Genomic DNA, 24,690 nt, shown 5'->3' on the forward strand with positions numbered 1-24,690 from the left:
GCTTTGGCGGTGCCGGATTTGGGGGCGTTGCCGAGGCTTTTGAGGGCTTTGAGGGGCCGCAGCAGGGGTGGGGTGTATTCGGTGGCGTGACTCATCCTGCGATCTCCGAGGGCCAGAGGGTGTTGTAGACCTGGGTGATGATGATGTTGACCGCGAATAGGACGATCGCGGAGGTGACGACGGCGGTGTTCACGCAGTTGGCGACTCCGCCGGGTCCGCCTTTGGTGGATAGTCCGGCGTGGCAGGCGATGATCGCGGCCAGGAGGCCGAAGATCAACGCTTTGAGCAGGGCGATGATGAGGTCGTTGGCTTGGGCGAAGGCGGCGAAGGCGGTGACGAAGCTGCCGGGGACGCCGCCTTGGACGAAGACGGTGAACATGTAGCCGCACAGGAATGCGACGAAGATGACGCAGCCGCACAGGAGCACCGAGACGAGGGTGGCGGCGGCGAGGCGGGGGGCGACGAGGCGGCGCATGGGGTCCACGCCCATGACGCGCATGGCGTCGATTTCTTCGCGGATGGTGCGGGATCCGAGGTCGGCGCAGATGGCGGAGCCGACGGCGCCGGAGATCATGAGCACGGTGACCAGGGGTGCGCCTTGCCTGAGGACGCCGAGGCCGGTGGCGGCGCCGATGAAGGAGTCGGCTCCGACCTGGCTGACGATGCCGCCGACTTGGATTTGGATGGTGACGGTGATGGGGATGGCGACGAAGAGGGTGGGTACGACCGCGACGCTGCACATGAAGGCGCATTGGCGGATGAATTCGGCGAATGGGAATTTGCGTTGCCAGACGTCTTGGGCGAGGGTGGCGATGGATTCGCCGCCCATGGAGATCATGCGGCCGCCGGTCTCGAGGGATTGGCGTGGGTGTTCACGCCAATACTTCTTCGTCCACTCGAATGCGGCGCCGGCGGAAGAACCTTTAGTTGCGACCACCACGGACCCCCTCCGTGATGCCCCGCTGAACCTGCCGTCGTGCAGGCACAGCGAAGCGAGTCAGATGAATCTCTGACTCAATACTGCTCTCGGTTGAGATCGAAAGCAGTAACCAATTTAAGAACCGGCAGGCGGGGTGTATTCGACGTCGAGCTGCGTGGCGGCATCGATCTGCTCGGGCGTGAGCAACTCGGTTGTGCGCGACACTGCGAAGCCCGATGCGGCCGTCCGGATCGCCATGGCCGCCGCGGCGACCTCGTTCGGAACCTCACCGATGACGATGAGATCGTCCGGACCGAAGGCGTAGTAAACCGACTCGACGCGGCCCCCGACGCTCTCGACCATCTGGGTGATCGCCGCCTTGCGCGCAGTTCCACCCTGGGAGAGAAGGCCGCGGGCACCTTCCGCCGTGTATCGCACTTGCCACATGTATCGACCCATCGAGACCCCCGAGCTGTTGCGAGATAGTCAGTCCCTTCGAATCCTGCCGCAAACGACCGGGCGCGGAGATGGATTCAGAATGCGGATAGGGTCGGCGGATGACCGCGTTGCTGCACGACCCCCATGTTCCGTTCACGATCACGGAGATCGTGACGGACGACAGTGCGCGACTGCACGTACGGACTTATGGGTCGCCTGACGCGCCGGCAATCGTCTTGGTGCATGGACACGGCGGTCGCGTCGAATACTGGAACCCGCAGATCAACGCGCTCGCGTCCCAGTTTCGGGTCGTCGCTTATGACCAGCGTGGGTTCGGGCGCTCGACGATGGGCCGCGCCGGCGTCGACACCCCGACGCTGGCCGCTGATCTCGAAGCCGTGCTCGCCGAGGTCCTGTCCGCCGGGGATCGCGCGATTCTCGTCGGCCACAGCTTTGGTGGAATCTCGGTGCTCGCCTGGGCTAAGCGGTTCCCGGACCACGTATCGACGCGAGCCTCGGCGGTCTTGCTCGCGAACACGATCGCCGAGCGATTCCACGCCACGAGCAAACTCCTGCCGTTCGCCGGCCGCGCCGCGTGGATTCGCCGGCCGTTGTTCCGCGTGCTCGGGCGAGCGCAGCCGTCGGTGCCGCCGAATCCCGTGGTGCGATGGGTCTTCCGCCTGATGTGGGTGCCGGCCGCAGGGTGGCGCGCGGTCGATTTCCTGCTCCAGCTTTCGGTCGGCGTCGGCATGCGGGTTTCGTCCACGTGGACCGCAGCTCTGACCGGACTCAAGCTCAACGAGGGCGTCGCGAACCTCAACGTCCCGACGACCGTGCTCGTCGGCTCGCGCGACCGGGCAACGCCGCCGCTCGCCAGTTCGCGCATCGCAGACATCCTGCGCGGTACCGGCCATCTGCATCGCTTCGTCGAACTCGAGGGAGTCGGTCATTGCCCGAACATCGAGACGCCCGAACTCTTCGACGATGAGATTCGTCGCTTGGCGGCGATGTCCTGAGCAGTTTTACAAATCCAGCGTCGGCGTCTCGGAGGAGATGTCGAGGCGGCGGAGCACCTTGGCCTTCGTGCGAATCAACGCTTCGCGCGGAGCTCGTGCGATGTCGGTCGCGACCTCGGTCAGTCGCGAGGACAGCAACTCGGGAATGCACACCTCGCTGACGAGCCCGATCCGGAGAGCTTCCTCGGCGTCGATGCGGTAGCCGGTCATAGCGAGGTAGCGTGCGGCGGCGCCGCCCACCAGGTCATGCAACGGGCCGTAGACGACGTCCGAGAAGGCCTGTTCCGGATGTGCGAAGGTGGCTGCGGTGGAGGCGATTCGGATATCGCACAGAACTGCGAGATCGAAACCGCCGGCGAGTGCCGGACCGTTGATTCCCGCCACGACCGGCAGTGGAAAGCGCAGGACCGTGTGGTGGAAGCGGTCGCTGGACGGCCACAGCCGGTCGCGGACGTCAGGATCGTCGGAGCTGAATTCGCGCAGGTCGAAACCCGCACTGAAGACGCTGCCAGAACCCGTCAGCACAACGACCTTGAGGGTCTCGTCCTTCGCGAGATCGTCCAAGGCGTCGCTGATCTGATCACGCATGGCGATCGAGAGCGCATTCCGGCGTTCGGGCCAGGAGAGGGTGATCGTCGCGATCCCACTGCCGGTGTTCGATACCTCGATAAGCCGCGTGGTCATGCTGTCTCCTGTTCGCGTCGTTGCTCGGCGAGCTGGCGGGTCTGGTCGGATGCCGGGGTCTGCAGCATTGCGGCCACGAGATCGATGAGCTGAGAGATGAAGACTCGATCGCTGGTGTGCGGCGCCGTCGCCGCTCGACGGGCCAACTCCGACACCACGAAGCGGAAGACGACGAACCGTCGGTGTAGTTGTGCGGCCGTGGGGTCGAGGAATGGCTCCACGAGATTGCGCCATCGGATGATGCTTTCGCCACTGTTCTCGAGCACTTCGCTCAGGAGAGGCTGGCGACGGTTCAGCAGATCGGCCTGGATGCGCAGGTAAGCCTCGCCGCCATCGGGGTCGGCAAGTTTGGCGGCAAGCGGCAGAACGAGGGCTTCGGCCAGCGCTCGGATGTCTGTCGATGCACCGTTTTCGTAGCGGTCGAGTAGTGCATGCCGACGCTGTTCGATATCGCGGCTGTGTTTGTCGAGCAGGGCGGTGAGGAGGCCGGCCCGGTCCCCGAAGTGGTACTGCATCGCGGCCGCGTTCTTGACGCCGGAAGCGCGCTGAATCTCGCGCAGGCTGACCGCGTCGATGCCCTGGGCGGCATACAGCTGTTCCGCTGCAGCGATCAGGCGGTCCCGCGTTTCCATAACTAAAGCCTAGAACATTTAATGCAGATGCATTGACCATTAAAGCGGGGCGCGCTTACAGTGACCGGCATGCAGCAATCTGCCGTCGACTGGACGGTTCTGGAATCCTGGCTGAAAGACAAAGGCATTGCCGCGGGCCCGATCGAGGACATCGCACCCATCGGCGGCGGCACCCAGAACCTGATGTTCTCGTTCGTCTGCGACGGAAAGCGATTCGTCCTGCGACGCGGGCCGGTGCATCTGCGCTCAACCACGAACGAGGCGATGCGGCGGGAAGCCAAAGTGCTTGCTGCGCTGGCAGATACGCCCGTTCCGAAACCACGGCTGGTGGCCGCGGAGACAGACGAGAACGTGCTGGGTGCGGTGTTCTACCTCATGGAGCCGGTCGAGGGTTTCAACGCATCAGTCGGATTGCCGGAGCTGCATTCTTCTGACGAGAACCTCCGTCGGCAGATGGGCTTCCAGGTCGTCGATGCGTTGGCCGCGCTCGGGTCGGTCGATCCCAGCGAGGTCGGACTCGACGACTTCGGGCATCCCGAGGGATTTCTCGATCGGCAGGTGCCGCAGTGGTTGCGAATGCTCGACAAGTACGCCGAGCTCGACGGGTACGACGGCCATCAGTTGCCTGAAGTGGACTCTCTCGCCGAATGGCTGACCGCGAACAAGCCGGACGAATTCAAGCCGGGAATCATGCACGGCGACTTCCATCTAGCCAACCTCATGTTCCGGAACGACGGTCCCGAGGTCGCCGCGATCGTGGACTGGGAAATGTCCACGGTGGGGGACCCATTGCTGGACCTTGGTTGGTTGCTCGCAACGTGGCCATCAGCCGATGTCGCCGCGTCCGCGACGAGCGGTGCACTCGGCCACCTCGGTGGGTTACCCACCCGAACGGAAATCGTGCGGTATTACGCCACCGTCGCCGACCGACCGGTCGACAACGCGCTCTGGTACACCGTCATGGCCTCGTTCAAGTTGGCCGTCATTCTCGAGGGCACGCACGCTCGCGCGTGTGCAGGAAAGGCGCCCAAGCCGGTCGGCGATTTCCTGCACTCGATGGCAGTCGCGCTCCTTACCCAGGCGCAACGTTTCACCGAAGAAGGGTTCTGACCTGTGTCGATCGACATCGATGTGAGCGGCAAAGTCGCGCTCGTCACCGGCGGTAGCCGGGGCCTGGGTCGAGAGATGGTTCTGGCGTTCGCGGAGCATGGCGCCGACGTCATCATCGCCAGCCGCAAGCTCGACAACTGTGAAGAACTCGCGACCGAGGTCCGCGAGCGATTCGGTCGAAAAGCGCTGCCGATCGCCTGCAATGTCGGCAACTGGCCGGACTGCGATGCCCTCGTCGAGGCTGTCTATGGCGAGTTCGGGCGCGTCGACATTCTGGTCAACAACGCCGGCATGTCCCCGCTCTATCCCAGCGTTGACCAGGTCTCGGAAGCGTTGTACGACAAAGTCTTCGGGATCAATCTGAAGGGACCGTTCCGACTGTCCGCGAATATCGGCACCCGCATGGCCGCCGACAGCGGCGGCACGATTCTGAACATTTCCTCGGTCGGTTCGATCCGACCGAACCCGATGATCCTGCCGTACGCCGCGGCGAAGGCGGGGCTCAATTCGCTCACCGAAGGCTTTGCGCAGACCTTCGCCCCCAAGGTGCGGGTCAACGCCATCATGTGCGGCACGTTCCGCACCGACATCTCGAAGGCGTGGACGCCGGACATGTTCGATTTCATCGCTTCCGGCACGGCCCTCGGCCGCGTTGCCGAGCCGCACGAAATCATCGGCGCTGCTCTGTACCTGGTTTCCGATGCGGCGAGCTACTGCACCGGTTCGATCCTTCGGCTCGACGGCGGGGTGAAATGACATGTGGGACTTCAGTACTGACCCCGAATTTCAGGCCAAGCTCGACTGGGCGGACCAGTTCGTCCGGGAGGAGGTCGAGCCCCTCGACAACCTGACCAATCAAGACGAGCACCTCATGTACCGCCCAGTCGAGGGCAAGATCGCCGAGATCGTCCGGCCTTTGCAGGAGAAGGTGAAAGCGCAGGGCCTGTGGGCGTGCCACCTCGGTCCGGAACTCGGTGGCCAGGGATTCGGCCAGGTCAAACTCGCGCTCATCAACGAGATCCTGGGCCGGACCGGGTGGGGACCGATCATCTTCGGCGTCCAGGCTCCGGACACTGGCAACGCCGAGATCATCGCGATGTTCGGTACCGACGACCAGAAGCAGCGCTACCTCCAACCTCTGCTCACCGGTGAGATGTTCTCCGCGTTCTCGATGACCGAGCCGCACGGCGGCGCCGACCCGCGCCTGTTCCGCACGAACGCCGTCCAGGATGGCGAGGATTGGATCATCAACGGCGAGAAGTTCTTCACCTCGAACGCCAAGAACGCCTCATTTCTCATCGTCATGGCCGTCACCGAACCGGACGCGGCTCCACGCGAGAGCATGTCGATGTTCCTCGTGCCGACGGACACCCCCGGGATCGAACTGGTTCGGGAGACCGGCATCATCGGTGACCCGCTCGGAGTCGGCCTGCATCCGCACGTGCGCTACACCGACGTTCGCGTTGGACCCGATGCCCTGCTGGGGGAGCGCGGCAAGGGCTTCTACCTCGCCCAAGCTCGCCTCGCCGGCGGTCGACTGCACCATGCAATGCGCACGATCGGCCTGATCAAGCGTGCTTTCGACATGCAATGCGAGCGGGCGCTGTCCCGCAAAACGTTCCGCGGAACGTTGGCCGACAACGCGATCGTCAAGGCCGGGATCGCGGATTCGTGGATTCAGATCGAGCAGTTCCGATTGCTGGTTCTCTACGCCGCCTGGCAGATCGACACGAACGGCCACATCGCGGCAATGGAGTACGTCTCCGGATGCAAGGTTGAGATGGCTCGCGTTGTGCACGACGTCGTCGAGCGGTCGCTGCATTTGCACGGCGCGCTGGGTGCGTCCAACGAGACGCCGTTGGCGAGATTGTGGCAGCTCGTGCCCACATTCGGACTCATGGATGGCCCCACCGAAGTCCATCAGGACGTCATCGCCCGGCGCGTGCTGCGCCACCACTCGGCTGCCGGGGGCGACTGGCCGACGCAATTCCTGCCGGATCTCACCGCGGCGGCGCAGGCACGGTATGGAATAGACGTCATCGAGTAATCGAAGGAGAGCCCGCGATGTTCACTCCCGAACACGAAGAGTTCCGCAAGTCCGTACGCCGGTACATCGAAGACAAGATCAATCCCCACATCGACGAGTGGGAACGTGCGCAGTTCATGCCGTTGCACGAAATCATTCCGGACATGGCGAAGCTCGGGTTCGTGGGCCTCGAGTACGACCCTGAGTACGAGGGCCAGGGTGCCGACCATCTGTTCACACTCGTGCTCGCCGAGGAGCTGGGCCGCGTCGACAACGGCTCCTTCCCGATGGCGTTCGGTGTGCACATCGCGATGGCGACGCCGTCCCTCCATGCCCATGGCAGCGATGAACTGAAGCGCGAATTCCTCGCTCCGGCGATGCGCGGTGAGATGATCGCGGCCGTCGCGGTCACCGAGCCCGACGCTGGCTCGGACGTCGCGGGCCTCAAGACCTCGGCCCGTCGCGAGGGCGACGACTGGGTCATCAACGGCTCGAAGATCTACATCACCAACGCTCTTCAGGCCGATTGGTTCTGCACGCTCCTCCGGACCTCGGGCGAAGGCGGATACGCGGGGATGAGCCAGGTCATCATTCCGAGCAAGACGCCCGGCGTGGAGGTTCACAAGCTCGAGAAGTTGGGCATGCATGCGTCCGACACGGGCATCATCACCTTCGACGACGTTCGTGTTCCGGTGTCGAACACCATCGGCGAGATCGGCCGCGGCTTTCAGCAGCAAATGTCGCAGTTCGTCATGGAGCGCATGTTCGGCGCCTACGGCGCACCCACGTCGTGCACGCGCCAACTGCAGCGCACCAAGGAATATGCACTTCAGCGGCACATTTTCGGGAAGCCGATTGCCGCCAACCAGTTCTTGGCCTACCAGTACTCCGGTCTGGCCGGCCGGGTCGACATGCTCAAGGTCTACAACCGGGCGATCGCCGCCGACTACGTGGCGGGCAAGAACGTCGTCCGCCAGGCGACCATCGCGAAGATGATCGTCGGGCCGCTGGTCCGTGAGGTCGCCGACTGGTGCCTGCAGGTGCACGGCGGCAGCGGCTATATGGACGAGACCTGGACCTCGCGGGCTTACCGGGACAGCCGTCTGCTCAGCATCGGCGGTGGCGCCGACGAGGTGATGATGCGCGTGCTGTCCCAGATCGACGGGTTCACCGGATAAGGGTCCGGGCTCGCGGAATCAGCCAGATCATCGCCAGCACGATCGTGCATAACTCCGCGCCGACGGAGATGGCGGCTTGGGGTGCGGGCTGCCAACCCACTTCCGTGAACCCGAACACCCCGACGGTCCGCGACAAGATGAACCCGCCCAGGCTGCCCGCCGCGAGCCCCAGCGACGCAAGGTAGAACGTCCACGGCGCACCGAGCACGAGCAGCAGGGCCACGGCAAAGCCAGCGGCCGCCTGGACGAGAAACAGCAACCCGATCACGTGCACATACCGGTAACCCGAGACGTAGAGATCGGCATGAATATTGGCACTGAGCGCGACCGTGATCGCGAGTGCGATCCGGAGAGCCACTTTGGTATTCACAGCAACGCCTCGTCTTTGACAGCAAGCCGCTGGTCGCCGCGCTTGTAGGTCACTTCACGAATTCCGAGTGCGGAGTGCAGCTTTCCCGCGGGCAGGGTGAGCGGCTTGGGAACCGCGATGCCCGAAGTCCCGGGGGCGGGGAGCGGATAGGCCGTCGTCGTCCCGCTGTAAAAGGTGATGTTGCCGTCGGTCTTCGAAAACAGTTGGTGCACGTGCCCGTTGAGACAGGTCACCGACGAGAACCGGCGCAAGAAGCTCAGAACTTGTGCGGCGTCGTCGGTTCCCCACCCCCACGACGGATACATCGCGAACAGCGGAATATGGCTGAACACGATGATCGGCGTATCGGATGACAGTCCCGCGACGTCTTTGCGGACGAAGTCGATCTGATCGGTGCCGAGATGGCCCAGCAGCTTCAGGTTGAGGGTGTTGACCAGTCCGATGACGTGGACTCCGGCGATGTCGAAGCTGTACCAACCGTCGCCGTGCGTGCCGTTTCCGAAGACGGAGCGATACCGCTGGCCGGCGTCGTCGGTGGAGTCGTGCTCACCCGGCACGGTGAAGATGTGCGGGGTCGATAGGCCGGACATCATCTGTTTGACCCGGTCGAACTGTTCGGGCGTCGCCAGATGGGTGAGATCGCCGGTGTGGATGACGAAGTCCGGGGTGTAGCCGAGCGAGTTCACCTGATGGATCGCCTCGGAGAAGGTCGCGCCGACATCGAGGTTGGCCGGGCCGTGGAAGCCGATATGACTGTCGCTGACCTGGGCAAACCTCAGCGCAGGTCGCCCGGCGACAGCGGGTGCCGAACCCGCGACATGCGAGATCACTTCACCGCCGACGACGGTGAGGCCGACCGCCGCTCCGAACCAGGCGGTGTGCCGAAGAAGCTGCCGCCGGCTCATGGTGCGCGGATCGCGCGGATCGAGATCGTCCACGGGGTCGAGGTTCGCGTTCATGGGGTCACCACCACCGATGCCTTCATGAACGGGTGGATCGAGCAGATGTACTGGTAGGTGCCGGCCTTGGTGAACGTGAAGCTGTAGGTGCCACCGGTGTCCATGCCCGGGGAGTGGAACGTGCCGTCGTCGCTGGCGACGGTGTGCGGTTCCTCGTCGTGATTGATCCACGTCACCGTGGTGCCGACCGGCACGGTCAGCGTCTCGGGTCCGAATGCGAAGTTCGTGATGCTGATGACGTTCGGGCCTTCGGGAGCGCTCGACGGTGCTGCGGCCTGAGTTATGGCCATCGACGGCATCGCACCCATCCCCGGCATGCCGGGAGTGGCTGAGCCCGCCGCGAAAACAGGTGTCGGCGTGACTGTTTGGGTACCGGAACTGCCGCAGGCACTGAGCCCGAGTGCGGTGACTCCAAGGCCCGCGAATACCGCCCATCGTCGTGTTCGATTCATCGTTTCCTCCCGACTGATCAGCGCCCCACATCTGTGTGGATGCGCTCATGAACAGCTAGGAATGCGGGTTACAGACCGCTCGTGTAACCCGCGTCCATACCTATAAGCGGGTACGAACAATCGGAGGGCGGCTATCGATGTTGGGTGAGCAGCGCAGGCTGTCTACCGACCCGGGCACGCGTAAGCTCCGAGCCGTGTCCGACGACTGCTATCCCGACTGGGACGCCGTCTACCGGGACAACATCGGGTGGATCTACCAGCTCATGTTCTTGAAGGTCGGCAACCGTAGCGACGCCGAAGACCTCACGACCGATGTCTTTCTGAGCGCGCTGCGACCGCTTCGGCTCACCGTTCCGGTTGCCGAAGTGCGCGCCTATCTGAAGGCGACGGCACGCACGACGCTTGCGGCGTTCTGGCGGGATCGGATGGGTCGCGAAATCACCGCGATCGACATGGACGTCGTCGAAGCGGACACCGACGATCCCGTCATAGATGTCTCGACCGAGCGTCTGGCCACCGAGGTTCTCGATACGCTTCCCGACAACTACCGCACGATCCTCGACCTACGGTTCCTGCAGGGATACAGCATCAAGGACGCGGCAGCAGCGCTCGGAGTGACGATTTCCAATGCGAAGGTCCTCCAGCACCGGGCATTACGGCTGGCAGCGCAGAACCGGAAGGGAGGCATGCAGTGATCAGACGAACCGTGCGCCGATTTGTCGATGACCTGCTGGCGGGCCGCCCGATTCAGCGCGGGCGCCCCGACGACCTCGACGCCGAAGAGATGCAGATCGCGGTCGAACTTCGGGCCAGCCGACCGGGTGGCGGAACACCGAGCGAGGAGTTCGTCACGCGTCTGCACCGGCAACTCGCGGACGATAAGTCGTCGAAGCGGCCAGGCTGGCTCCCGACTCGGCGGGAGGCGATCGTCGGTGCTTCCGCTGCGGCCGCTGCCGTCGCGGCGACGGTCGTGGTCGACTCGGCACTCACGAGCAACACGTCTGGAAACACCGAACAGGCAGAAATCAACCCCGAGTCCGGAACGTGGCAGGCGGTCGCCGCCAGCACGGACCTCGGCGAAGGACAGACCATGCCGTTCAACGTGGGCTCGGTTGCGGGCTTCGTGCGCCGCGTCGACGGTGAAGCTGTCGCGTTGTCGGGCATCTGTACGCATCAAGGCTGCAAACTGTGGCTCGACGCTCCCGACCAGCAACTTCGGTGCCCGTGCCATCGGACCTCGTTCGCGCTGGACGGGAAGGTGAAGACGCATCAACTACCGGTCGCGCCACCACCGTTGCCGCGACTACGCACACGCGAGTCCGATGGGACTGTCGAGGTTTTCGCGCCCGTCGAACCCGCTTGACCGGTAGCGCGTCAGTCGTGGCTGATCCGGTTCTCGTATCCGGATCGGGCCTTTGCGTCGACGTCCAGAAATGCCTTGTCAGCGCCGAGGATGTGGTTGAACCAGTCCCGCAGTCCGCGGCCGAGTAGTGGCTGGGGCTTGAGGATGGTTCCGACGATCTGCGGCACGAAGACGTCAGCCTTGGGGCGCGCTATGACGCGGGCGATGGCGTCGGCGACGTCCTCCGGCTCGACGGTCGGGATCAGCTTCATGCCCTTGGTGCCCGAGATGAGCTCGGTGTTGGTGAAGCTCGGCATGACGCAGGTGAATTCGACTCCCGTGCCGGCGAATTCGACCCGGGCTGTCTCGGTGAGCGCGATCACCGCGGACTTCGTGCCGCAGTAGGTGAGTCCGCCGGGGACCGGGGTCTTGCCCGCGGTGGAGGCGATGTTGATGATGTGCCCCCGCCCGTTGGCGACCATGCTCGGCAGCGCCAGGTGCATGCCGTTGATCGCACCCAGGATGTTGATCTGAACCGCACGGCGGTGTGTGTCGGGGGACTGGTCCAGGAAGTGCCCGATCGGCATGATTCCGGCGTTGTTGATGAGCACGTCGAGCGGCCCGTTGGTGGTCGCGTTCTGGTGGAAAAGCGCGAAGGACTCGTAGTCGGCAACGTCGACCGCGAAACCTTCCGCCCCGGGTCCGATGCTCTTCGCCGCCGCGACTGCGGAACTCTCATCGACGTCGCCGATGACGACAAGCGCACCACGACGGTGGAGTTCCTTGGCGGTGGCGAGCCCGATTCCTCGGCCAGCTCCGGTGATGGCGATACGGCTTCCTTGCAGCGACTTCTTGCCCATGACGGCACTCCTTTGATGCGGGATATGAAACATAACGTAATTTACATTTGATTTGTCCGCAAGGGTTGTGGGAGCAATTGGTCGTATGTAATGTAAGTGATGTTACATCTGAACGAGCCCCGAAGGCGGTCACACAATGACCCGATCTCACACCACAACCGAAGGTGTTCTGCCGTCGCTGCGCGCTGTGTTCGCCACCGGCCGCACACGTTCTCTCAAGTGGCGGATTGAGCAGCTGCGTGGAATCGAGCGATTCTGCGATGAACAAGAAGATGCGATCGCGGACGCTCTCGCCGCCGACCTCGGCCGGTCCGCGTTTGACGCCTGGCTCGGCGACATCGCCGGCGCGAAAGCCGAAGCCGAATACGCACGAAAGAACCTCAAGAAATGGATGCGCAAGCGCAGCATCCGGGTTCCGGCAAGCCAGCTTCCCAGCAAGGCATGGATCCAGTACGACCCGCTGGGTGTCGTCCTCATCATTGGTCCCTGGAACTACCCGCTCGGTCTGAGCCTGGGCCCGCTCATCGCCGCGGTTTCGGCTGGCAACTGCGCGGTCGTCAAGCCGTCTGAACTTGCCCCGGCAACCTCGGCAGTGCTCGCGAAGTACCTGCCGCGATATCTGGACAGCTCGGCGATCCAGGTCGTCGAGGGCGATGCCGTCGTCACTCAGGCGCTGCTCGCCGAGGGCTTCGACCATGCACTCTTCACGGGTGGCACCGAAGTCGGCAAGAAGATCATGGCCGCCGCCGCACCGACACTCACTCCGGTGACCCTCGAGCTGGGCGGCAAGAGCCCGGTCATCGTGGCCGCCGATGCCGACATCGATGTCGCCGCGCGCCGGATCGCATGGGTGAAGCTGCTCAACTCGGGGCAGACCTGCATCGCGCCGGACTACGTGCTTGCCGAGAAGTCGATCGCCAGTGAGTTGACCGAGAAGATCGTCGAGAACTTGACGCAGATGCGATCCGCGCAGCCGCAGTTCGCGCAGCCGATCGTCAACGAGCGCCAGTTCGATCGCTTGACGGCGGTCCTCAAGGAGACCAGCGGCAAGGTCGTCGTCGGTGGCGGTTCGGACCGCGACCAGCTCCGCATCGAGCCGAGTGTCATCGTCAACCCCGCGGCCGACGACCGCGTCATGACCGAGGAGATCTTCGGGCCGATCCTGCCCGTGCTGACGGTCAGTTCGATCGACGCCGCCGTCGAGTTCATCAACGGCCGGGACAAGCCGCTCGCGATGTACGTGTTCACCGCATCGTCCAAGCGCGCCGAGTCATTCATCGACCGAGTCCCGTCGGGCGGCGCGGTCGTCAACCACTGCGCCATGCACTACCTCGTGCCGCAATTGCCCTTCGGGGGAGTGGGTGCCAGCGGAATGGGCGCCTACCACGGCCAATGGGGCTTCGAGGCGATGAGCCATCGCCGCTCGGTGCTCGCCAAGCGGACGTTCCCGGACCCGCTGATGTTCTACCCGCCCTACTCCACGTTCGCGACCAAGCTCATGCGGAAGGTTTTCTGATGAAGCGACTTTCAAGTCTCGACACCCAGTTCCTGGCAGCCGAAGGCGCGAACTTCGGCTCGCAGTACTGCGGACTGCTGATGTTCGACACCACCGGCCACACGATCGACAAGGCCGTGCTGGTTGAGCGACTCGAGAACGTCGTCCGGACCTGCCCGCCGATGCGCTGGAAAGTCGTCGAAGTTCCCTTCGGACTCGACTACCCGGTCTTCGTCGAAGCCACCGTCGATCTCGATGACCACGTCACCGAGTCGACGCTGGAACGCGCAGACGACATGGGCCTTGCAGTCGAAGCCGGACAGATTCTCGCCACCAAACTGGAACGCGACCGCCCGCTGTGGAGACTGCACGTCTTCCACGGACTTCCCGGCCGGACGGCGGTCGTGTTCACGCTGCATCATGCCGTCGCGGACGGGATCTCCGCGACGAAGATCCTCGGCGCTTTGGTGGACGGCCCAGAACCGCTGGCCTCATCTCCGGCGGTGGTCGACGAGGTCCATGCCAGCCAAACGGAGTTGGCGCTGTCGGGCCTGGCGACGTTGCCGATGCGCTGGCTCCGAGCACTTCGTGCGACTCCGCAGCTGCTCGGGCACCTCGACCTGGTGCCGCCATTGCGGGCGCTTCCCGGGGTGCACACGATCGCCAGTCGTTGGCGTGGCGGAGACGATTCTCCGCGCCTCGATGCACCCCGCACCCGGTTCACGACGAAGCTGTCGCCCCATCGTTCGCTGGCCTTCGGGACCCTTCCGCTCGACGTGATCAAAGCCGTGAAGAACGAATACGGGTTCACGGTCAATGACGTGGTCATCGCCCTGTGCGCAGGTGCGTTGCGACGTCGACTGCTGGCTACGGGCGAACTTCCCGACACGCCATTGGTCGCCTATATCCCGATCTCGACCCGCGCGCCCGAAGCGTATGGCGACTTCGGAAATTCGATCGGGTCGATCATTGCGCCGCTCCCGACGCATCTTCCAAACCTGAAGTCCCGCCTCGAGTTCGCCCACCACGCGATGAAGGCGGCGAAGCACCGCACGCAACAGGCATCGCCGACCTTGCTCGCGGACGTCAACGATCCGATTCCGTCCCCGATCTTCGGGATCGCGGCCCGGCGACTGATGGACCTCATCTCCTCTCGGTTGGATACACCCCCGGTGAATCTCGTTGTCTCGAACGTCGCCGGACCGCCGGTGCAGCTGACCCTCGCGGGGGCACCGCTCATCGCAACCTTCCCGCTCAGCGTCATTTTCGACTCGTTCGCACTGAACATCACCGTCGTCAGCTACCAGGGCGGCCTCGACATCGGAATCGTCGGCGATTCCGTCGCCCTGCCCGACGGCTGGGACCTTGTCGGGGACTTCCACCGCGAAATCGCCGACTTTGCCGCACTCGTCGCCACCAGTGAAAGGACTCCGAAATGACCAGCGACGAATTCACCACCCAACTGAAGGTCGCGACCCGACGACAGGTTGCCGATGCAGTTGTGACACTCGAACTCGCCGGCGCGGATCTTCCCTCGTGGGCCCCGGGTGCACACGTCGACCTCATCCTTGGCGACGGCCTCGTTCGGCAGTATTCGCTGTGCGGCGACCCGGGCTCCACCGAGAAGTGGCAGATCGGCGTGCTGCTCGACCCGATGAGTCGGGGCGGCTCCCAGCACGTCCACGAGCGTCTCTATGAGGGCGCCTCGGTCACAGTTCGCGGCCCGCGCAACAACTTCGAACTCGTCGAATCACCGCGGTACCTGTTCATCGCAGGCGGCATCGGAATCACGCCGATGATGCCGATGATCGCCGCCGCGGAGCGAGCGGGTGCTGACTGGTCGTTGGTCTACCTCGGTCGGACCGCCACCACGATGGCCTTCGCGCACGACCTGCGCGAGACATACGGCGACAAGGTGACGCTCTGGGCCGACGACCAGCGCGGCGCGTTCTTCGATCTCGAAGGCGCACTGCGACACCCGCAGGCCGACACGCTCGTGTACTGCTGCGGCCCGAGTCCGTTGCTCGACGCGGTGGAGAAGTTCTGCAGCCCATGGCCCGAGGGCGCTCTGCACCTCGAACGATTCGCCGCGAAGGCCCCCGCCGCCGAGCCGGAGGGACTCGACAGTTTCAAGGTCGTCTGCCAGCGCTCCGGCGTCACGGTCGATGTCGAACCAGGTGTCTCGATGCTCGAGGCCCTCGAAGACGCCGACGTCGACATCATGTCGTCGTGCCTCGAGGGCGTATGCGGCACGTGCCAGGTGCGCGTGCTCGAAGGCACTCCCGACCACCGTGACTCGATGCTCACGCCGGCCCAACGTGCCTGCGGAAACGTGATGCTGCCCTGTGTCTCTCGGTCCCGCACCGAGAAGTTGGTGCTCGACCTATGAGTACCTGCCCGTACGCCTTCGCCCCAGCCCAACCACTCCTGAAGGAGCCCACTGCCATGACCACTGCAACGCCCGCTGACATCGACCTCGCGAAAGTCGACCTGACCGACCTGTCCAACTTCCACGACGGCCCGCCGCACGAGCTGTTCGAGCGGATGCGTGCCCAGGCCGGCCCGCACTGGAACGCCTTGACAGACAGCGCCGAGCCCGGCTTCTGGAACTTCACCAAAGCCGCCGACATCCAGGCGATCAGCCGCGACGCGGTGACCTTCTCGTCGGCGACCGGCGGCGTGTTCACGACGCTGCAAGGGCCGGCTCCGATCGAGGTGATGCGCGAAATCATCCTGGTCATGGACGCGCCTCGGCACACCAACCAGCGCAACATCGTCCAGGCAGTGTTCACGCCGAAGCTGATCCGCCAGAAGGAAGCCCAGATTCGGGAGACCGTGAACCGGCTCATCGACAACGTCATCGAGCGCGGGGAGTGCGACTTCGTCGACGAGATCGCGGTCGAGCTTCCACTCATCGTCATCGCGGACATGCTCGGCGTGCCAGTCGAGGACCGCCGCCAGCTGTTCGAGTGGACGAACCGTCTGTCGCTGGCAGCGGCAACCGCGAACCCCGAGCTCGGACTCGGTGCGCTCATGGAAATCGGCGGCTACCTGGGCGGGATCACCGCAGCGCGCAAGGAGAACCCGGGCGACGACCTCGTTTCACGGCTCGTGCACGCCGAGGTTGACGGCCAGAAGCTCTCGGACACCGAGGTTTCGCTGTTCTTCGGCCTGCTGATGTTCGCGGGCAACGACACCACCCGCAACACCGCGTCGGGAGGCATGCGGGCGCTCATCGAGAACCCAGCCGAGCGCGAGAAGCTCATCAACGGTGAAGCGACATTCGTCAATGCGGTCGAGGAGATGCTGCGCTGGGTCACTCCGGTCCAGCACTTCGCGCGTGTCGTCACGCAGGACACCACCGTCGGTGGCCACGAGCTGAAGAAGGGTGAGCGTGTCGTGATGTGGTACCCCGCCGGCTCGCGGGACCCGGAGCTCAACGCCGACCCGACTCGCTTCGACGTCTCCCGGGAAAAGGCCGCTCACCTGGCCTTCGGCGGCGGCGGCGCGCACTTCTGCCTCGGTAACCAGCTCGCCAAGCTCGAGCTCAAGGTCCTGTTCGAAGAGCTGATCCGCCGCCTTCCGGACATGCAGATCGCCGGCCCGATCACCCGCCTCCAGTCGGGCTTCTCGAACGAACTGACGTCCATGCCGGTCACCTTCACCCCGGGCAAGCGGGAGTTGTGAGCCATGTATCCAGGGACCTTCTCCATCACCACCCCCGACAAACCGGCGGTCATCATGGCCGGGTCCGGGCGAGTGGTGACCTACCGCGAACTCGATGATGCCTCCCGCCAACTCGCGGTCGCACTGCATGACCTCGGGCTTCGCAAGGGTGATGTCGTTGCCATGCTCAGCGACAACGCCGCAGAGTGTTTCACCATCTACTGGGCCGCGCTTCGGTCCGGTCTGTACCTCACGGCGATCAACTTCCACCTGACGGCCGACGAAGCCGCGTACATCGCACAAGACAGCGGTGCGAAGGTGCTCATCGGTTCCGCACACCTGGGTGACCTCGCCGAAGAGGTGCGAAGACTGACGCCGAGCATCGGCAGCGCCTACAGCTTCGGCGGAGCGCTCGAGGGATACGCATCGTTTGAGGACCTCCTCGCCAGCTCGGGTGATCGCGAATTGGCTGAGCAGCCCCGCGGGAGCGACATGCTCTATTCGTCCGGCACCACCGGGCGTCCGAAGGGAGTGAAGCCACCGCTTCTCCCAATCGCGGTCGACCAGCCCGGCGACCCGCTGACCGGGCTGGTCGGAAAAGCGTTCGGCATCAACGCATCCGACGTCTACTTGTCGCCGGCGCCGATCTATCACGCCGCGCCGCTGCGCTGGTGTGGGTTCGTCCACGCCTATGGCGGAACGGTCGTCGTGCTCGAACGATTCAAGGCGGTCGAGATGCTGGCCGCGATCGAGAAATTCCAGGTCACAGTCACGCAGGTCGTGCCGACGATGTTCGTTCGGATGCTGCAACTCGAAGATCGACGTTTCAGCTATGACGTCTCGAGCCTGCGAATGGCGATTCATGCCGCGGCTCCCTGCCCGCCCGATGTCAAGGAGATGATGATCGATTGGTGGGGTCCGATCCTCGTGGAGTACTACTCGTCGACGGAGGGCAACGGACTTACGGTCATCACCTCGACGGAGTGGCTCACCAAGCGCGGTTCGGTCGGCCGAAGCATGCTCGGGCCCGTTCACATCTGTGCTGAGTCCGGGGACGAACTCGCCTCGGGGGAGCCCGGCCTCGTGTACTTCGAACGCGAGACCAGGCCGTTCAGCTATCACAACGACCCGGAGAAGACCGCGCAGACCGAGCACCCGGACCATCCGAACTGGACCACGGTCGGGGACATCGGCTACGTCGACGGTGACGGTTATCTGTTTCTCACCGATCGCCAGTCGTTCATGATCATCTCCGGTGGCGTGAACATCTATCCGCGCGAAGTGGAGGATGCGCTGACGCTGCATCCGGCGGTGTTCGACGTGGCCGTGATCGGTGTGCCGGACCCGGCATTGGGCCAGGAGGTCAAGGCGGTCGTCCAGCTTCGCGACGGCGTCTCGGGGTCCGCGGCGCTCGCTTATCAGCTTATCGAGCATGCGAAGTCGCAGGTTGCGGCCTTCAAAGCGCCGAAGACCGTGGACTTTGTCTCGCAGCTTCCGCGCTCGGAGACGGGCAAGCTGGTCAAGCGACTGCTGGTCGCGCAGTACGCCGCGGCCGGGTTGTAATCTGCGTTATATCCGGGGTTCCAGGTTGGGGGTGGAGAGATGCGCCTGTTGGTCACACGCGACGACTATTTCGCGGCCGCGACGAATCTGCTCGCGACACAGGGCGCCGGCGCGCTCAAGATTGCGCCGCTGTGCAAGGCGATCAAGGTGACAACGGGATCGTTCTACGGTTACTTCGGCAGCTTCGACGGGTTCGTCGATGACTTCCTCGTCCACTGGGAGCAGACGCAGACCGAGCGCTTGGTGCAGTTGTCGCGTGAAGTGCCCGACCCGTATGACCGGGTGCATCTGCTCAAAGACCTCGCGGCCCGTCTGCCGCACGAGGCAGAAGCCGCAATTCGGGGTTGGGCCCACACGAATCCGGCGGTGGCGGTGGTGCAGAAGCGTGTCGACGAGAAGCGCCAGGCCGCGATGGTCGAGGTCTTCGAACCCATCGTCGGGAAGGAAGAAGCGGACAAGCTGTCCGTGCTCGGCATGACACTGCTTGTCGGGCTGCAGCAGTGGCGCTCACCCGTGAGCGCCGAAGACTACAACCTCCTCTTCACCGAACTCGAGGAAATGGTCTTCCGCCGCGTCCCGGACCGCGCGGTGCACTGATACCTGTCAAGACTTGGTGACGCCCTCGAAGATCAGATCGACGGCGGACTTGACGGTTCGGTCGCGGATGCTCTGTTCGACGTGCGGGTTCAGGCTCAACAGTCCGGCACCGATGATCATGGCGACGAGGGCGCGGGCCGTTCCAAGACTGTCGAGGCTCGGCTCGAGATAGCCGAATTCCTTGCCGTGGTCGATGTAGGTGCTGGTGAGCGTGACCGCGAGCTCGCTCAGTGAAAAGAAGCGAGCTTCGATATCTGGGCCCGCGCTGAGGCTCTGTACGAACATCAGACGGGTGACGCGGGAATCGGCGAGGGTTTCCTGCAGCGAGGCGGCGATGCGTTCGACCTGCTTGCGGTATTCGTCGAGGGTGTGCGCCGCCTCGGGGGCGTTCTCGTTGGAGACGGACGCGAGCATTCGCGCGATCGTCGTCTCGATGACCTGCTCGAGAATTTCCTGCTTCGACTCGAACTGCCGATAGAAGGTCGAGTTCCCGATCCCGACCCGAGCGGCGATGTCGGCGATCCCGGTCTCGTGATAACCACGCTCAGCGAAGATGTCGAACGCGGCGTCAATGATCTCCTGTCGCAACGCCTGCTTGCGTCGCTCAGCGTACGAAGCGGGTTGTGACATAGCGGTAAGCCTAGTTCGGAACAGTGCAAGGCCCGGCTTCGTCGCGTGGACGAGCCGGGCCTTGCGGTGTGAATTTGATCAGACGTCGAGCTTGCTGGCCCACCAGGCGATCTGCTTGTATCCGCTTTCCTGGTGCCAGATCTTGGCTCCGATGTAGGTGCCGGGCACGATCTGAACGGCTTCATCGCGGATCTGGTTGACCGGCCACGGGTTGCCGAGGCTCGCGTCTTCGTAGTCGAGGACGAGGATCCGGGTACCCGGTGCGACGACGCTGTCCTCGAAGCGGTTCAGCATGTCAAAGCCCTCGCAGGTGTTGCCAGCGGCCTTGCGCGTGCGGTACCGCGCGAGGATCGGAAGCGCGACCTCGGCGAGACGGGTCATCGTGTTGGTACCGCGCATCGCCGCCTGGTCGAACTTCTTGCCGAGCCACGGGACACCGAAGGTGCTGACGAAGGCCTTGGCGATCGTGTAGATGATCTCGCCGCCGCGGTTGATGCCCTCCGGCTTGGCGCGGAAGCCGATCAGCATGCCGTAGGTCTGTCCGTCGACGTCGGCGGGGGTGCCGAGGGAGAACAGTTGCATGAGCTCGTCGTCTGCGGCCTGGCCGGGAAGCTGCTGGCCGAGGTCTTCCATCCAGGTCCAAGCGGCGTCCTGGGCGGCCTTCGGGTCGGTCTTGGCCAGCGCCTGCAGTGCGTCAAGGCGGTCGGCGACGGTCGAGGTGGCGAATGATGCGGTCATGGAGGTAGCTCCTTTGCTACGAGGCTGAGTGCCTGACGTCCATTAGGGAATCATCATTCCGTTATGGAGTCAATAGACCTAATATGGGCATGTGGGTCCTAGTTATTCCGAAAGGCGCAGGCAGGCGCTCCGGGAGGAGATCGTCGACGCGGCGTTCGACATCTTCGCCGAGCGCGGATTCGCGCAGGCGGGCGTGGCGGACATCGCCGAACGCGTGGGGATCGGGAACTCGACCTTCTATCGGCAGTTCGAGTCGAAGCAGGAAATCCTCGAGCAGGTCATCGACAACACGATCGCGCGACTACGTGCGAGCTTGACGGCGGAGAACGCGCCCGGTGCGGCCCGGACGCTCGAGGAATACCGCGCACAGGTCGCGCGCATCTCCCTTGCGATCGGAGATGTCACGCGCGACCGGCGGGTCGTCCGGCTGCTGCTCATTCAGAGTCTGAGCCCCGGGGCGGAGGTCGGGAACCAGATCTTCGGGATGGTCGAGTCGTTTGTCGAATTCGCCTCGCGATACATCGAATACGGCAAGGCCGCCGGCTATCTCCACGCCGACCTCGACAGCGTTGCCACCGCCCGTGCGGTCGTGGGCCTGACCATCGGCACGTCGTATCTCGGACTGAGTCCCACGTCCGATCGTGAGGTGATTCGATCGACGGCTGCGGCAGCGGTCGATCTCATCTTCCGGGGCGTTGCCGCTGCGTAGAGCGGGTTCAGTTGCCGGCGACGCGGCGCTCCTGTTGAGCTTCCTTAACGAGTGAAGTGGTAGTGCCGGTCGTCCGGAGTGCTGAGCATCTTCGCCATGGTCTTGCGATCCCAGGGCCACAGGTCGATGGTTCCGTCCTCGTTCTGGTACCAGGAGTTGCAGCCGCCGGTGTTCCAGATGGTCGGTCCGATGGCTTCGCGTACCTCGTCGTTGAACTCGTCGGCCGCCTCCTGCGTGGGCTCGATCGCGGTGAACTCGCCACGACGGAACCGCTTCATGATCTGGATGATGTAGCGGGACGTGAGCTCTGCGGTGAACTGCAACGACACGGAGCCCGTCGGTGAGTTCGGGCCGAGGAGTGTGAAGAAGTTCGGGAAGCCGGGGATCGCCGTCATGCGGTAGCCGCGCGGCCCCTTCGCCCAGGCGTCGTCGATCGTCAGTCCATCGCGCCCGACGAGATTCATCGGTCGCATGTAGTTGTGCGCCTGGAATCCCGTTGCGAGGACGATGATGTCGAACTTTCGGTCGCGTCCATCCGCGGTGACGATCGAGTTCTCGGTGACCCGCTCGATGCCGGTGTCGACGAGTTCGACGTTTCGCTGCTGAACCGCTGTGTAGTAGGCGCCGGAAACGACCTGCCGCTTGCAGAAGGGCTCGTAGTCGGGGGTGAGTTTGCGCCGCAGCTGCCGGTTGCGTACTCGAAGAAGTTGCACGCGGGCTGCGTTTTGGGCGACAGTCCGCCGCCAGGTCTTCCTTGTGGTGATGTCGGCCAGAATTCCCGACCCTTCGAGGAGACCGCGGTACAGCAGCTTGTTCGCGAACGGCACGCGACCCAACACGCTGCCGACGATCTTGGGCTGCTGCACATCCATCGGTCCCCACAGGATCCACTGCGGCGTCCGCGTGAAATGGGTGACCTGGGCCGCGCCGGATTGCAACGCGCTGACTACCTGCACACCGGTCGAGCCGGTGCCGATTACAGCGATCCGCTTGCCGTCGGTGACGAGATCGTCGTCCCAGCGGGCGGTATGGACGACCGGGCCGTCGAAGCTCTCGAGCCCGTCGATGTCCGGGATGGCCGGGTGGTGCAGCACGCCCGTCGCCGAAATCAGGAAGTCGGTGCGGTACTTCTGACTGGTCGCAGTCTCGACGTCCCAGCCGCCATCGGAGTAGACCGCCGAGACGACCTCCGCGTTCGTCTCGACGTGCGGCATCAGGCCGAAGTCTTCGGCAACGGCACGGTGGTAGCGCTGGATCTCCGGGCCGGTGGCGAAGAGACGAGACCAGTCCGGCTTCGGCGCGAACGAGTACTGGTATAGGTGCGAGGGAACGTCGCAGGTCAACCCCGGGTAGTGGTTCCAGTGCCACACTCCGCCGACGTCATCGCCCTTCTCGAGGATGACAAAGTCGTTGATGCCGGCCTTGCGGAGCGAGACGCCCATCGCAATTCCGGCCATTCCGGCTCCGATGACGATTGCGTGCACGTGCTTCGTGGTCATGCGGTCACCCCTGACATCGAGATCGACGTGACCCGCTCGGCCAGCGCCGACATCGAGTACTCGAAAACATCCGAACGTCGGCGGTGGTCCATGAAGTTTCCACCCATGACAGCGAGGTCTTCGGCAGTCACATCGACGACGACAACGCGCGTGCCCGTCTGCTCGACAACCGCGATCTCCTTGCGCAGAGTCGCCGTCATCCGGCGACGCAGCAGCCACTCGGCCGCCCCGATGGGACCGGGAGCGCTACCGCTGGACAGCGAGGCCATCGAAACCACGACGATCACCTCGTCGAGGCCGGCATCGGCGACGAGGTCAAGCGAAGCGGTCGAGGCGACACCGCCGTCGACGTAGCTGCTGCCCCCGATTTCGACCGGGGGGAACCAGCCAGGAATTCCCCACGAGGCGCGAAGCGCTTCGCCGATGGACGCTGACGGACTCCCGGGCGCCCCGAAGGCGACCCGCTCACCCGTCCGATAGTTGACCGCCACCAAACGGGTGTTCTTGTGCGATACCCAACCCCCGCCGGGCGCAAAGGAATCCGCAAGGCGCTGAAGCCACGTGGGATCTCCGGCGCCGACCGGAGCCAGGCCGGAGAGTCCGACTAGTCCGCTGGCCCGCAGCGGCAGAAGAGCCGATCCGAGCTTCGGCCGGGGGAGCGGCGGCAGCATGCCGGGTGTTGCGGCCAGGTGGGCACGAAGGCGAGGGTCCTGCGCAGTTCCGCGCTGCATGGCGACCAGGTCGTCGACGCTGACCCCGCTGCCGATCATCGTGACCAGCTCAGCGCCGGCCGACGTACCTTGCAGGAGATCGGCAGTCCGCGGGTCCCAGTCCAGGTGGTTCGACAGCGCCTTGAGTGCGGCGATTGTCCAGGCGCCGCCGAGGGTGCCGCCGCAGCCGATGACGAGTCCACGTTTGAGGGACATTGTTGAATTCCTTTCGTCGAGGCGGGCCTCGTTGCCTACCTCGCCCTTTCCGTAGTCGCCCCGAGCGACAACGGCGAGAATCAGAAACAACCTGTTTCTCAATGGGTCGAAAATTAGAGTACAGTCTGTTTCTGGATTGTCAACGGTCGTTTCGACGACACTTAGACTGAAAACCGAGACGACGACCCGGCAGGAGGCTGCGATGCTTGAGACTGCGCGCGGCGAGATCGTGCCGGACCAGCACAACGGAAGTCTGCCGCGCCATCGGCACAATCTGACCCGTGAGCAGGTCGAAAGCAGCCAATCGGCGCGGATCATCAACGCCGCGATCGAACTCTTCGGAACCGAGGGCTACGCCGCAACCACTGTGATGGACATCGTCAAGCGGGCCGGCGTCTCGCGTAAGACGTTCTATGAGATGTTCGAGTCCAAGGAAGCGGTGGTCGTCGCTGCCTACCGCGCTTTTGACCGCTTCCTCCGTGACGCCGGCGTCGCGGCATCGTCGGCCGAGAGTTCAACCGATCCCGCTGACCTGCGGGGGATCATGCGAAGCCTGCTCACCCTGCTGTCGTACAACCCTGCGGCTGCGCGCCTGTTCTTTCTCGAGGTGCTCGGTGCGGGCGACGAGGTCCGTCGACGACGGGACGCGGCGATCGAGCAGTTCACGACCACGATCACCCCGCGACTTCAGCAATTGCGGCGAGAACTCAGTCCACGTCTGCCGGAGTTGGAGTCAGGCGTTGTCCGCATTCTCGTGGGCGGTGGCGTGGAGATGATCGCCCATCACCTGGTGCATCACACCGCCGATACCCTTCCCGACCTCACCGACGAGATCAGCCGGGTGGTCCTGATGATCGTGGCGCCGACGATCTGACCCGTCG

27 protein-coding genes are annotated in these 24,690 nt (G+C 64.2%); 15 read left to right on the forward strand and 12 right to left on the reverse strand.

Going from position 1 to position 24,690, the window contains the following annotated elements; genetic code table 11:
• Nucleotides 1-91: 91 nt before the first annotated feature.
• Together F600_RS0100120 and F600_RS0100125 are read right to left on the reverse strand one after the other, a co-directional pair.
• Nucleotides 92-940, reverse strand: a complete 849-nt coding sequence (locus tag F600_RS0100120; protein ID WP_018158538.1) for an MlaE family ABC transporter permease — start codon at nucleotides 938-940, stop codon at nucleotides 92-94.
• A 114-nt stretch (nucleotides 941-1,054) separates the two neighbouring features.
• Nucleotides 1,055-1,378, reverse strand: a complete 324-nt coding sequence (locus F600_RS0100125; RefSeq protein ID WP_026305995.1) for a GYD domain-containing protein — start codon at nucleotides 1,376-1,378, stop codon at nucleotides 1,055-1,057.
• A 98-nt stretch (nucleotides 1,379-1,476) separates the two neighbouring features.
• Between F600_RS0100125 and F600_RS0100130 the strand changes: the two genes are divergently transcribed.
• Complete coding sequence (locus F600_RS0100130; protein WP_018158540.1) at nucleotides 1,477-2,373, forward strand: alpha/beta fold hydrolase; 897 nt, start codon at nucleotides 1,477-1,479, stop codon at nucleotides 2,371-2,373.
• A gap of 6 nt (nucleotides 2,374-2,379) precedes the next feature.
• On the opposite strand, the gene F600_RS26225 is transcribed toward F600_RS0100130, so the two are convergent.
• Together F600_RS26225 and F600_RS0100140 are read right to left on the reverse strand one after the other, a co-directional pair.
• A complete protein-coding gene (locus F600_RS26225; protein ID WP_018158541.1) occupies nucleotides 2,380-3,057 on the reverse strand; it encodes an enoyl-CoA hydratase/isomerase family protein in 678 nt (225 codons plus the stop codon).
• A complete protein-coding gene (locus F600_RS0100140) occupies nucleotides 3,054-3,689 on the reverse strand; it encodes a TetR/AcrR family transcriptional regulator (protein ID WP_018158542.1) in 636 nt (211 codons plus the stop codon). The genes F600_RS26225 and F600_RS0100140 overlap by 4 nt, the downstream gene beginning before the upstream one ends.
• Before the next feature lie 69 nt (nucleotides 3,690-3,758).
• Here F600_RS0100140 and F600_RS0100145 point away from each other — a divergent pair, with 69 nt between their 5' ends.
• From F600_RS0100145 to F600_RS0100160, 4 genes are read left to right on the forward strand one after another with little or no spacing between them, the layout of a single operon-like run.
• Nucleotides 3,759-4,799: a phosphotransferase family protein gene (locus tag F600_RS0100145; RefSeq protein ID WP_026305997.1), complete on the forward strand. Its 1,041-nt coding sequence runs from the start codon at nucleotides 3,759-3,761 to the stop codon at nucleotides 4,797-4,799.
• A gap of 3 nt (nucleotides 4,800-4,802) precedes the next feature.
• A complete protein-coding gene (locus F600_RS0100150) occupies nucleotides 4,803-5,555 on the forward strand; it encodes an SDR family NAD(P)-dependent oxidoreductase (protein ID WP_018158544.1) in 753 nt (250 codons plus the stop codon).
• Nucleotide 5,556: 1 nt separating this feature from the next.
• Entirely contained in the window at nucleotides 5,557-6,846 is a 1,290-nt protein-coding gene (locus F600_RS0100155) for an acyl-CoA dehydrogenase family protein (RefSeq protein ID WP_018158545.1), read from the forward strand.
• A gap of 17 nt (nucleotides 6,847-6,863) precedes the next feature.
• Nucleotides 6,864-8,003 (forward strand): acyl-CoA dehydrogenase family protein, encoded by a 1,140-nt coding sequence (locus F600_RS0100160; protein ID WP_018158546.1) that lies wholly within the window; start codon nucleotides 6,864-6,866, stop codon nucleotides 8,001-8,003.
• Here F600_RS0100160 and F600_RS0100165 read toward each other — a convergent pair.
• From F600_RS0100165 to F600_RS0100175, 3 genes are read right to left on the reverse strand one after another with little or no spacing between them, the layout of a single operon-like run.
• Nucleotides 7,993-8,373, reverse strand: a complete 381-nt coding sequence (locus F600_RS0100165; RefSeq protein WP_018158547.1) for a hypothetical protein — start codon at nucleotides 8,371-8,373, stop codon at nucleotides 7,993-7,995. The two genes, F600_RS0100160 and F600_RS0100165, sit on opposite strands and share 11 nt — an antisense overlap.
• A complete protein-coding gene (locus F600_RS0100170; RefSeq protein WP_018158548.1) occupies nucleotides 8,370-9,332 on the reverse strand; it encodes a metallophosphoesterase family protein in 963 nt (320 codons plus the stop codon). The genes F600_RS0100165 and F600_RS0100170 overlap by 4 nt, the downstream gene beginning before the upstream one ends.
• Entirely contained in the window at nucleotides 9,329-9,784 is a 456-nt protein-coding gene (locus F600_RS0100175) for a cupredoxin domain-containing protein (protein WP_306304194.1), read from the reverse strand. The genes F600_RS0100170 and F600_RS0100175 overlap by 4 nt, the downstream gene beginning before the upstream one ends.
• 137 nt (nucleotides 9,785-9,921) lie before the next feature.
• On the opposite strand from F600_RS0100175, the gene F600_RS0100180 reads away from it, so the two are divergent.
• The gene (locus tag F600_RS0100180) at nucleotides 9,922-10,479 is read left to right on the forward strand and encodes an RNA polymerase sigma factor (protein ID WP_040629857.1); all 558 of its coding nucleotides are present in this window, start codon (nucleotides 9,922-9,924) and stop codon (nucleotides 10,477-10,479) included.
• A complete protein-coding gene (locus F600_RS0100185) occupies nucleotides 10,476-11,147 on the forward strand; it encodes a Rieske (2Fe-2S) protein (RefSeq protein WP_018158551.1) in 672 nt (223 codons plus the stop codon). Before F600_RS0100180 ends, F600_RS0100185 begins: the two co-directional genes overlap by 4 nt.
• Before the next feature lie 11 nt (nucleotides 11,148-11,158).
• On the opposite strand, the gene F600_RS0100190 is transcribed toward F600_RS0100185, so the two are convergent.
• Complete coding sequence (locus F600_RS0100190) at nucleotides 11,159-11,986, reverse strand: SDR family oxidoreductase (RefSeq protein WP_018158552.1); 828 nt, start codon at nucleotides 11,984-11,986, stop codon at nucleotides 11,159-11,161.
• A gap of 136 nt (nucleotides 11,987-12,122) precedes the next feature.
• Between F600_RS0100190 and F600_RS0100195 the strand changes: the two genes are divergently transcribed.
• Genes F600_RS0100195 through F600_RS0100220 form a run of 6 tightly spaced genes read left to right on the forward strand, consistent with a single transcriptional unit; the run spans nucleotide 12,123 to nucleotide 19,307 of the window.
• On the forward strand, nucleotides 12,123-13,502 hold the full coding sequence (locus F600_RS0100195) for an aldehyde dehydrogenase family protein (RefSeq protein WP_018158553.1): 1,380 nt from the start codon (nucleotides 12,123-12,125) through the stop codon (nucleotides 13,500-13,502).
• The gene (locus tag F600_RS0100200; RefSeq protein WP_018158554.1) at nucleotides 13,502-14,920 is read left to right on the forward strand and encodes a wax ester/triacylglycerol synthase family O-acyltransferase; all 1,419 of its coding nucleotides are present in this window, start codon (nucleotides 13,502-13,504) and stop codon (nucleotides 14,918-14,920) included. The genes F600_RS0100195 and F600_RS0100200 overlap by 1 nt, the downstream gene beginning before the upstream one ends.
• Nucleotides 14,917-15,870, forward strand: a complete 954-nt coding sequence (locus tag F600_RS0100205) for a PDR/VanB family oxidoreductase (RefSeq protein WP_018158555.1) — start codon at nucleotides 14,917-14,919, stop codon at nucleotides 15,868-15,870. Before F600_RS0100200 ends, F600_RS0100205 begins: the two co-directional genes overlap by 4 nt.
• A gap of 56 nt (nucleotides 15,871-15,926) precedes the next feature.
• The gene (locus F600_RS0100210) at nucleotides 15,927-17,168 is read left to right on the forward strand and encodes a cytochrome P450 (RefSeq protein ID WP_018158556.1); all 1,242 of its coding nucleotides are present in this window, start codon (nucleotides 15,927-15,929) and stop codon (nucleotides 17,166-17,168) included.
• A 3-nt stretch (nucleotides 17,169-17,171) separates the two neighbouring features.
• Nucleotides 17,172-18,710: an acyl-CoA synthetase gene (locus F600_RS0100215; protein ID WP_018158557.1), complete on the forward strand. Its 1,539-nt coding sequence runs from the start codon at nucleotides 17,172-17,174 to the stop codon at nucleotides 18,708-18,710.
• A 39-nt stretch (nucleotides 18,711-18,749) separates the two neighbouring features.
• The gene (locus F600_RS0100220; protein WP_018158558.1) at nucleotides 18,750-19,307 is read left to right on the forward strand and encodes a TetR/AcrR family transcriptional regulator; all 558 of its coding nucleotides are present in this window, start codon (nucleotides 18,750-18,752) and stop codon (nucleotides 19,305-19,307) included.
• A gap of 6 nt (nucleotides 19,308-19,313) precedes the next feature.
• Here F600_RS0100220 and F600_RS0100225 read toward each other — a convergent pair whose 3' ends face one another.
• Both F600_RS0100225 and F600_RS0100230 read right to left on the reverse strand, forming a co-directional pair.
• Nucleotides 19,314-19,937 (reverse strand): TetR/AcrR family transcriptional regulator, encoded by a 624-nt coding sequence (locus F600_RS0100225; RefSeq protein WP_018158559.1) that lies wholly within the window; start codon nucleotides 19,935-19,937, stop codon nucleotides 19,314-19,316.
• A 78-nt stretch (nucleotides 19,938-20,015) separates the two neighbouring features.
• A complete protein-coding gene (locus F600_RS0100230) occupies nucleotides 20,016-20,675 on the reverse strand; it encodes a hypothetical protein (protein ID WP_018158560.1) in 660 nt (219 codons plus the stop codon).
• A gap of 91 nt (nucleotides 20,676-20,766) precedes the next feature.
• Between F600_RS0100230 and F600_RS0100235 the strand changes: the two genes are divergently transcribed.
• On the forward strand, nucleotides 20,767-21,384 hold the full coding sequence (locus tag F600_RS0100235; protein WP_018158561.1) for a TetR/AcrR family transcriptional regulator: 618 nt from the start codon (nucleotides 20,767-20,769) through the stop codon (nucleotides 21,382-21,384).
• 44 nt (nucleotides 21,385-21,428) lie between these two features.
• On the opposite strand, the gene F600_RS0100240 is transcribed toward F600_RS0100235, so the two are convergent.
• Both F600_RS0100240 and F600_RS0100245 read right to left on the reverse strand, forming a co-directional pair.
• Nucleotides 21,429-22,883 carry a flavin-containing monooxygenase gene (locus F600_RS0100240; protein WP_018158562.1) on the reverse strand — a complete coding sequence of 485 codons (1,455 nt, stop codon included), beginning with the start codon at nucleotides 22,881-22,883 and terminating at the stop codon, nucleotides 21,429-21,431.
• A complete protein-coding gene (locus F600_RS0100245; RefSeq protein ID WP_040629866.1) occupies nucleotides 22,880-23,809 on the reverse strand; it encodes a patatin-like phospholipase family protein in 930 nt (309 codons plus the stop codon). Before F600_RS0100245 ends, F600_RS0100240 begins: the two co-directional genes overlap by 4 nt.
• Nucleotides 23,810-24,011: 202 nt before the next feature.
• Between F600_RS0100245 and F600_RS29935 the strand changes: the two genes are divergently transcribed.
• On the forward strand, nucleotides 24,012-24,683 hold the full coding sequence (locus F600_RS29935; protein ID WP_051090688.1) for a TetR/AcrR family transcriptional regulator: 672 nt from the start codon (nucleotides 24,012-24,014) through the stop codon (nucleotides 24,681-24,683).
• The last annotated feature ends 7 nt before the right edge of the window (nucleotides 24,684-24,690 follow it).

Origin of the sequence: Smaragdicoccus niigatensis DSM 44881 = NBRC 103563, assembly GCF_000380645.1 — a bacterium.
Classification (GTDB): domain Bacteria; phylum Actinomycetota; class Actinomycetes; order Mycobacteriales; family Mycobacteriaceae; genus Smaragdicoccus; species Smaragdicoccus niigatensis.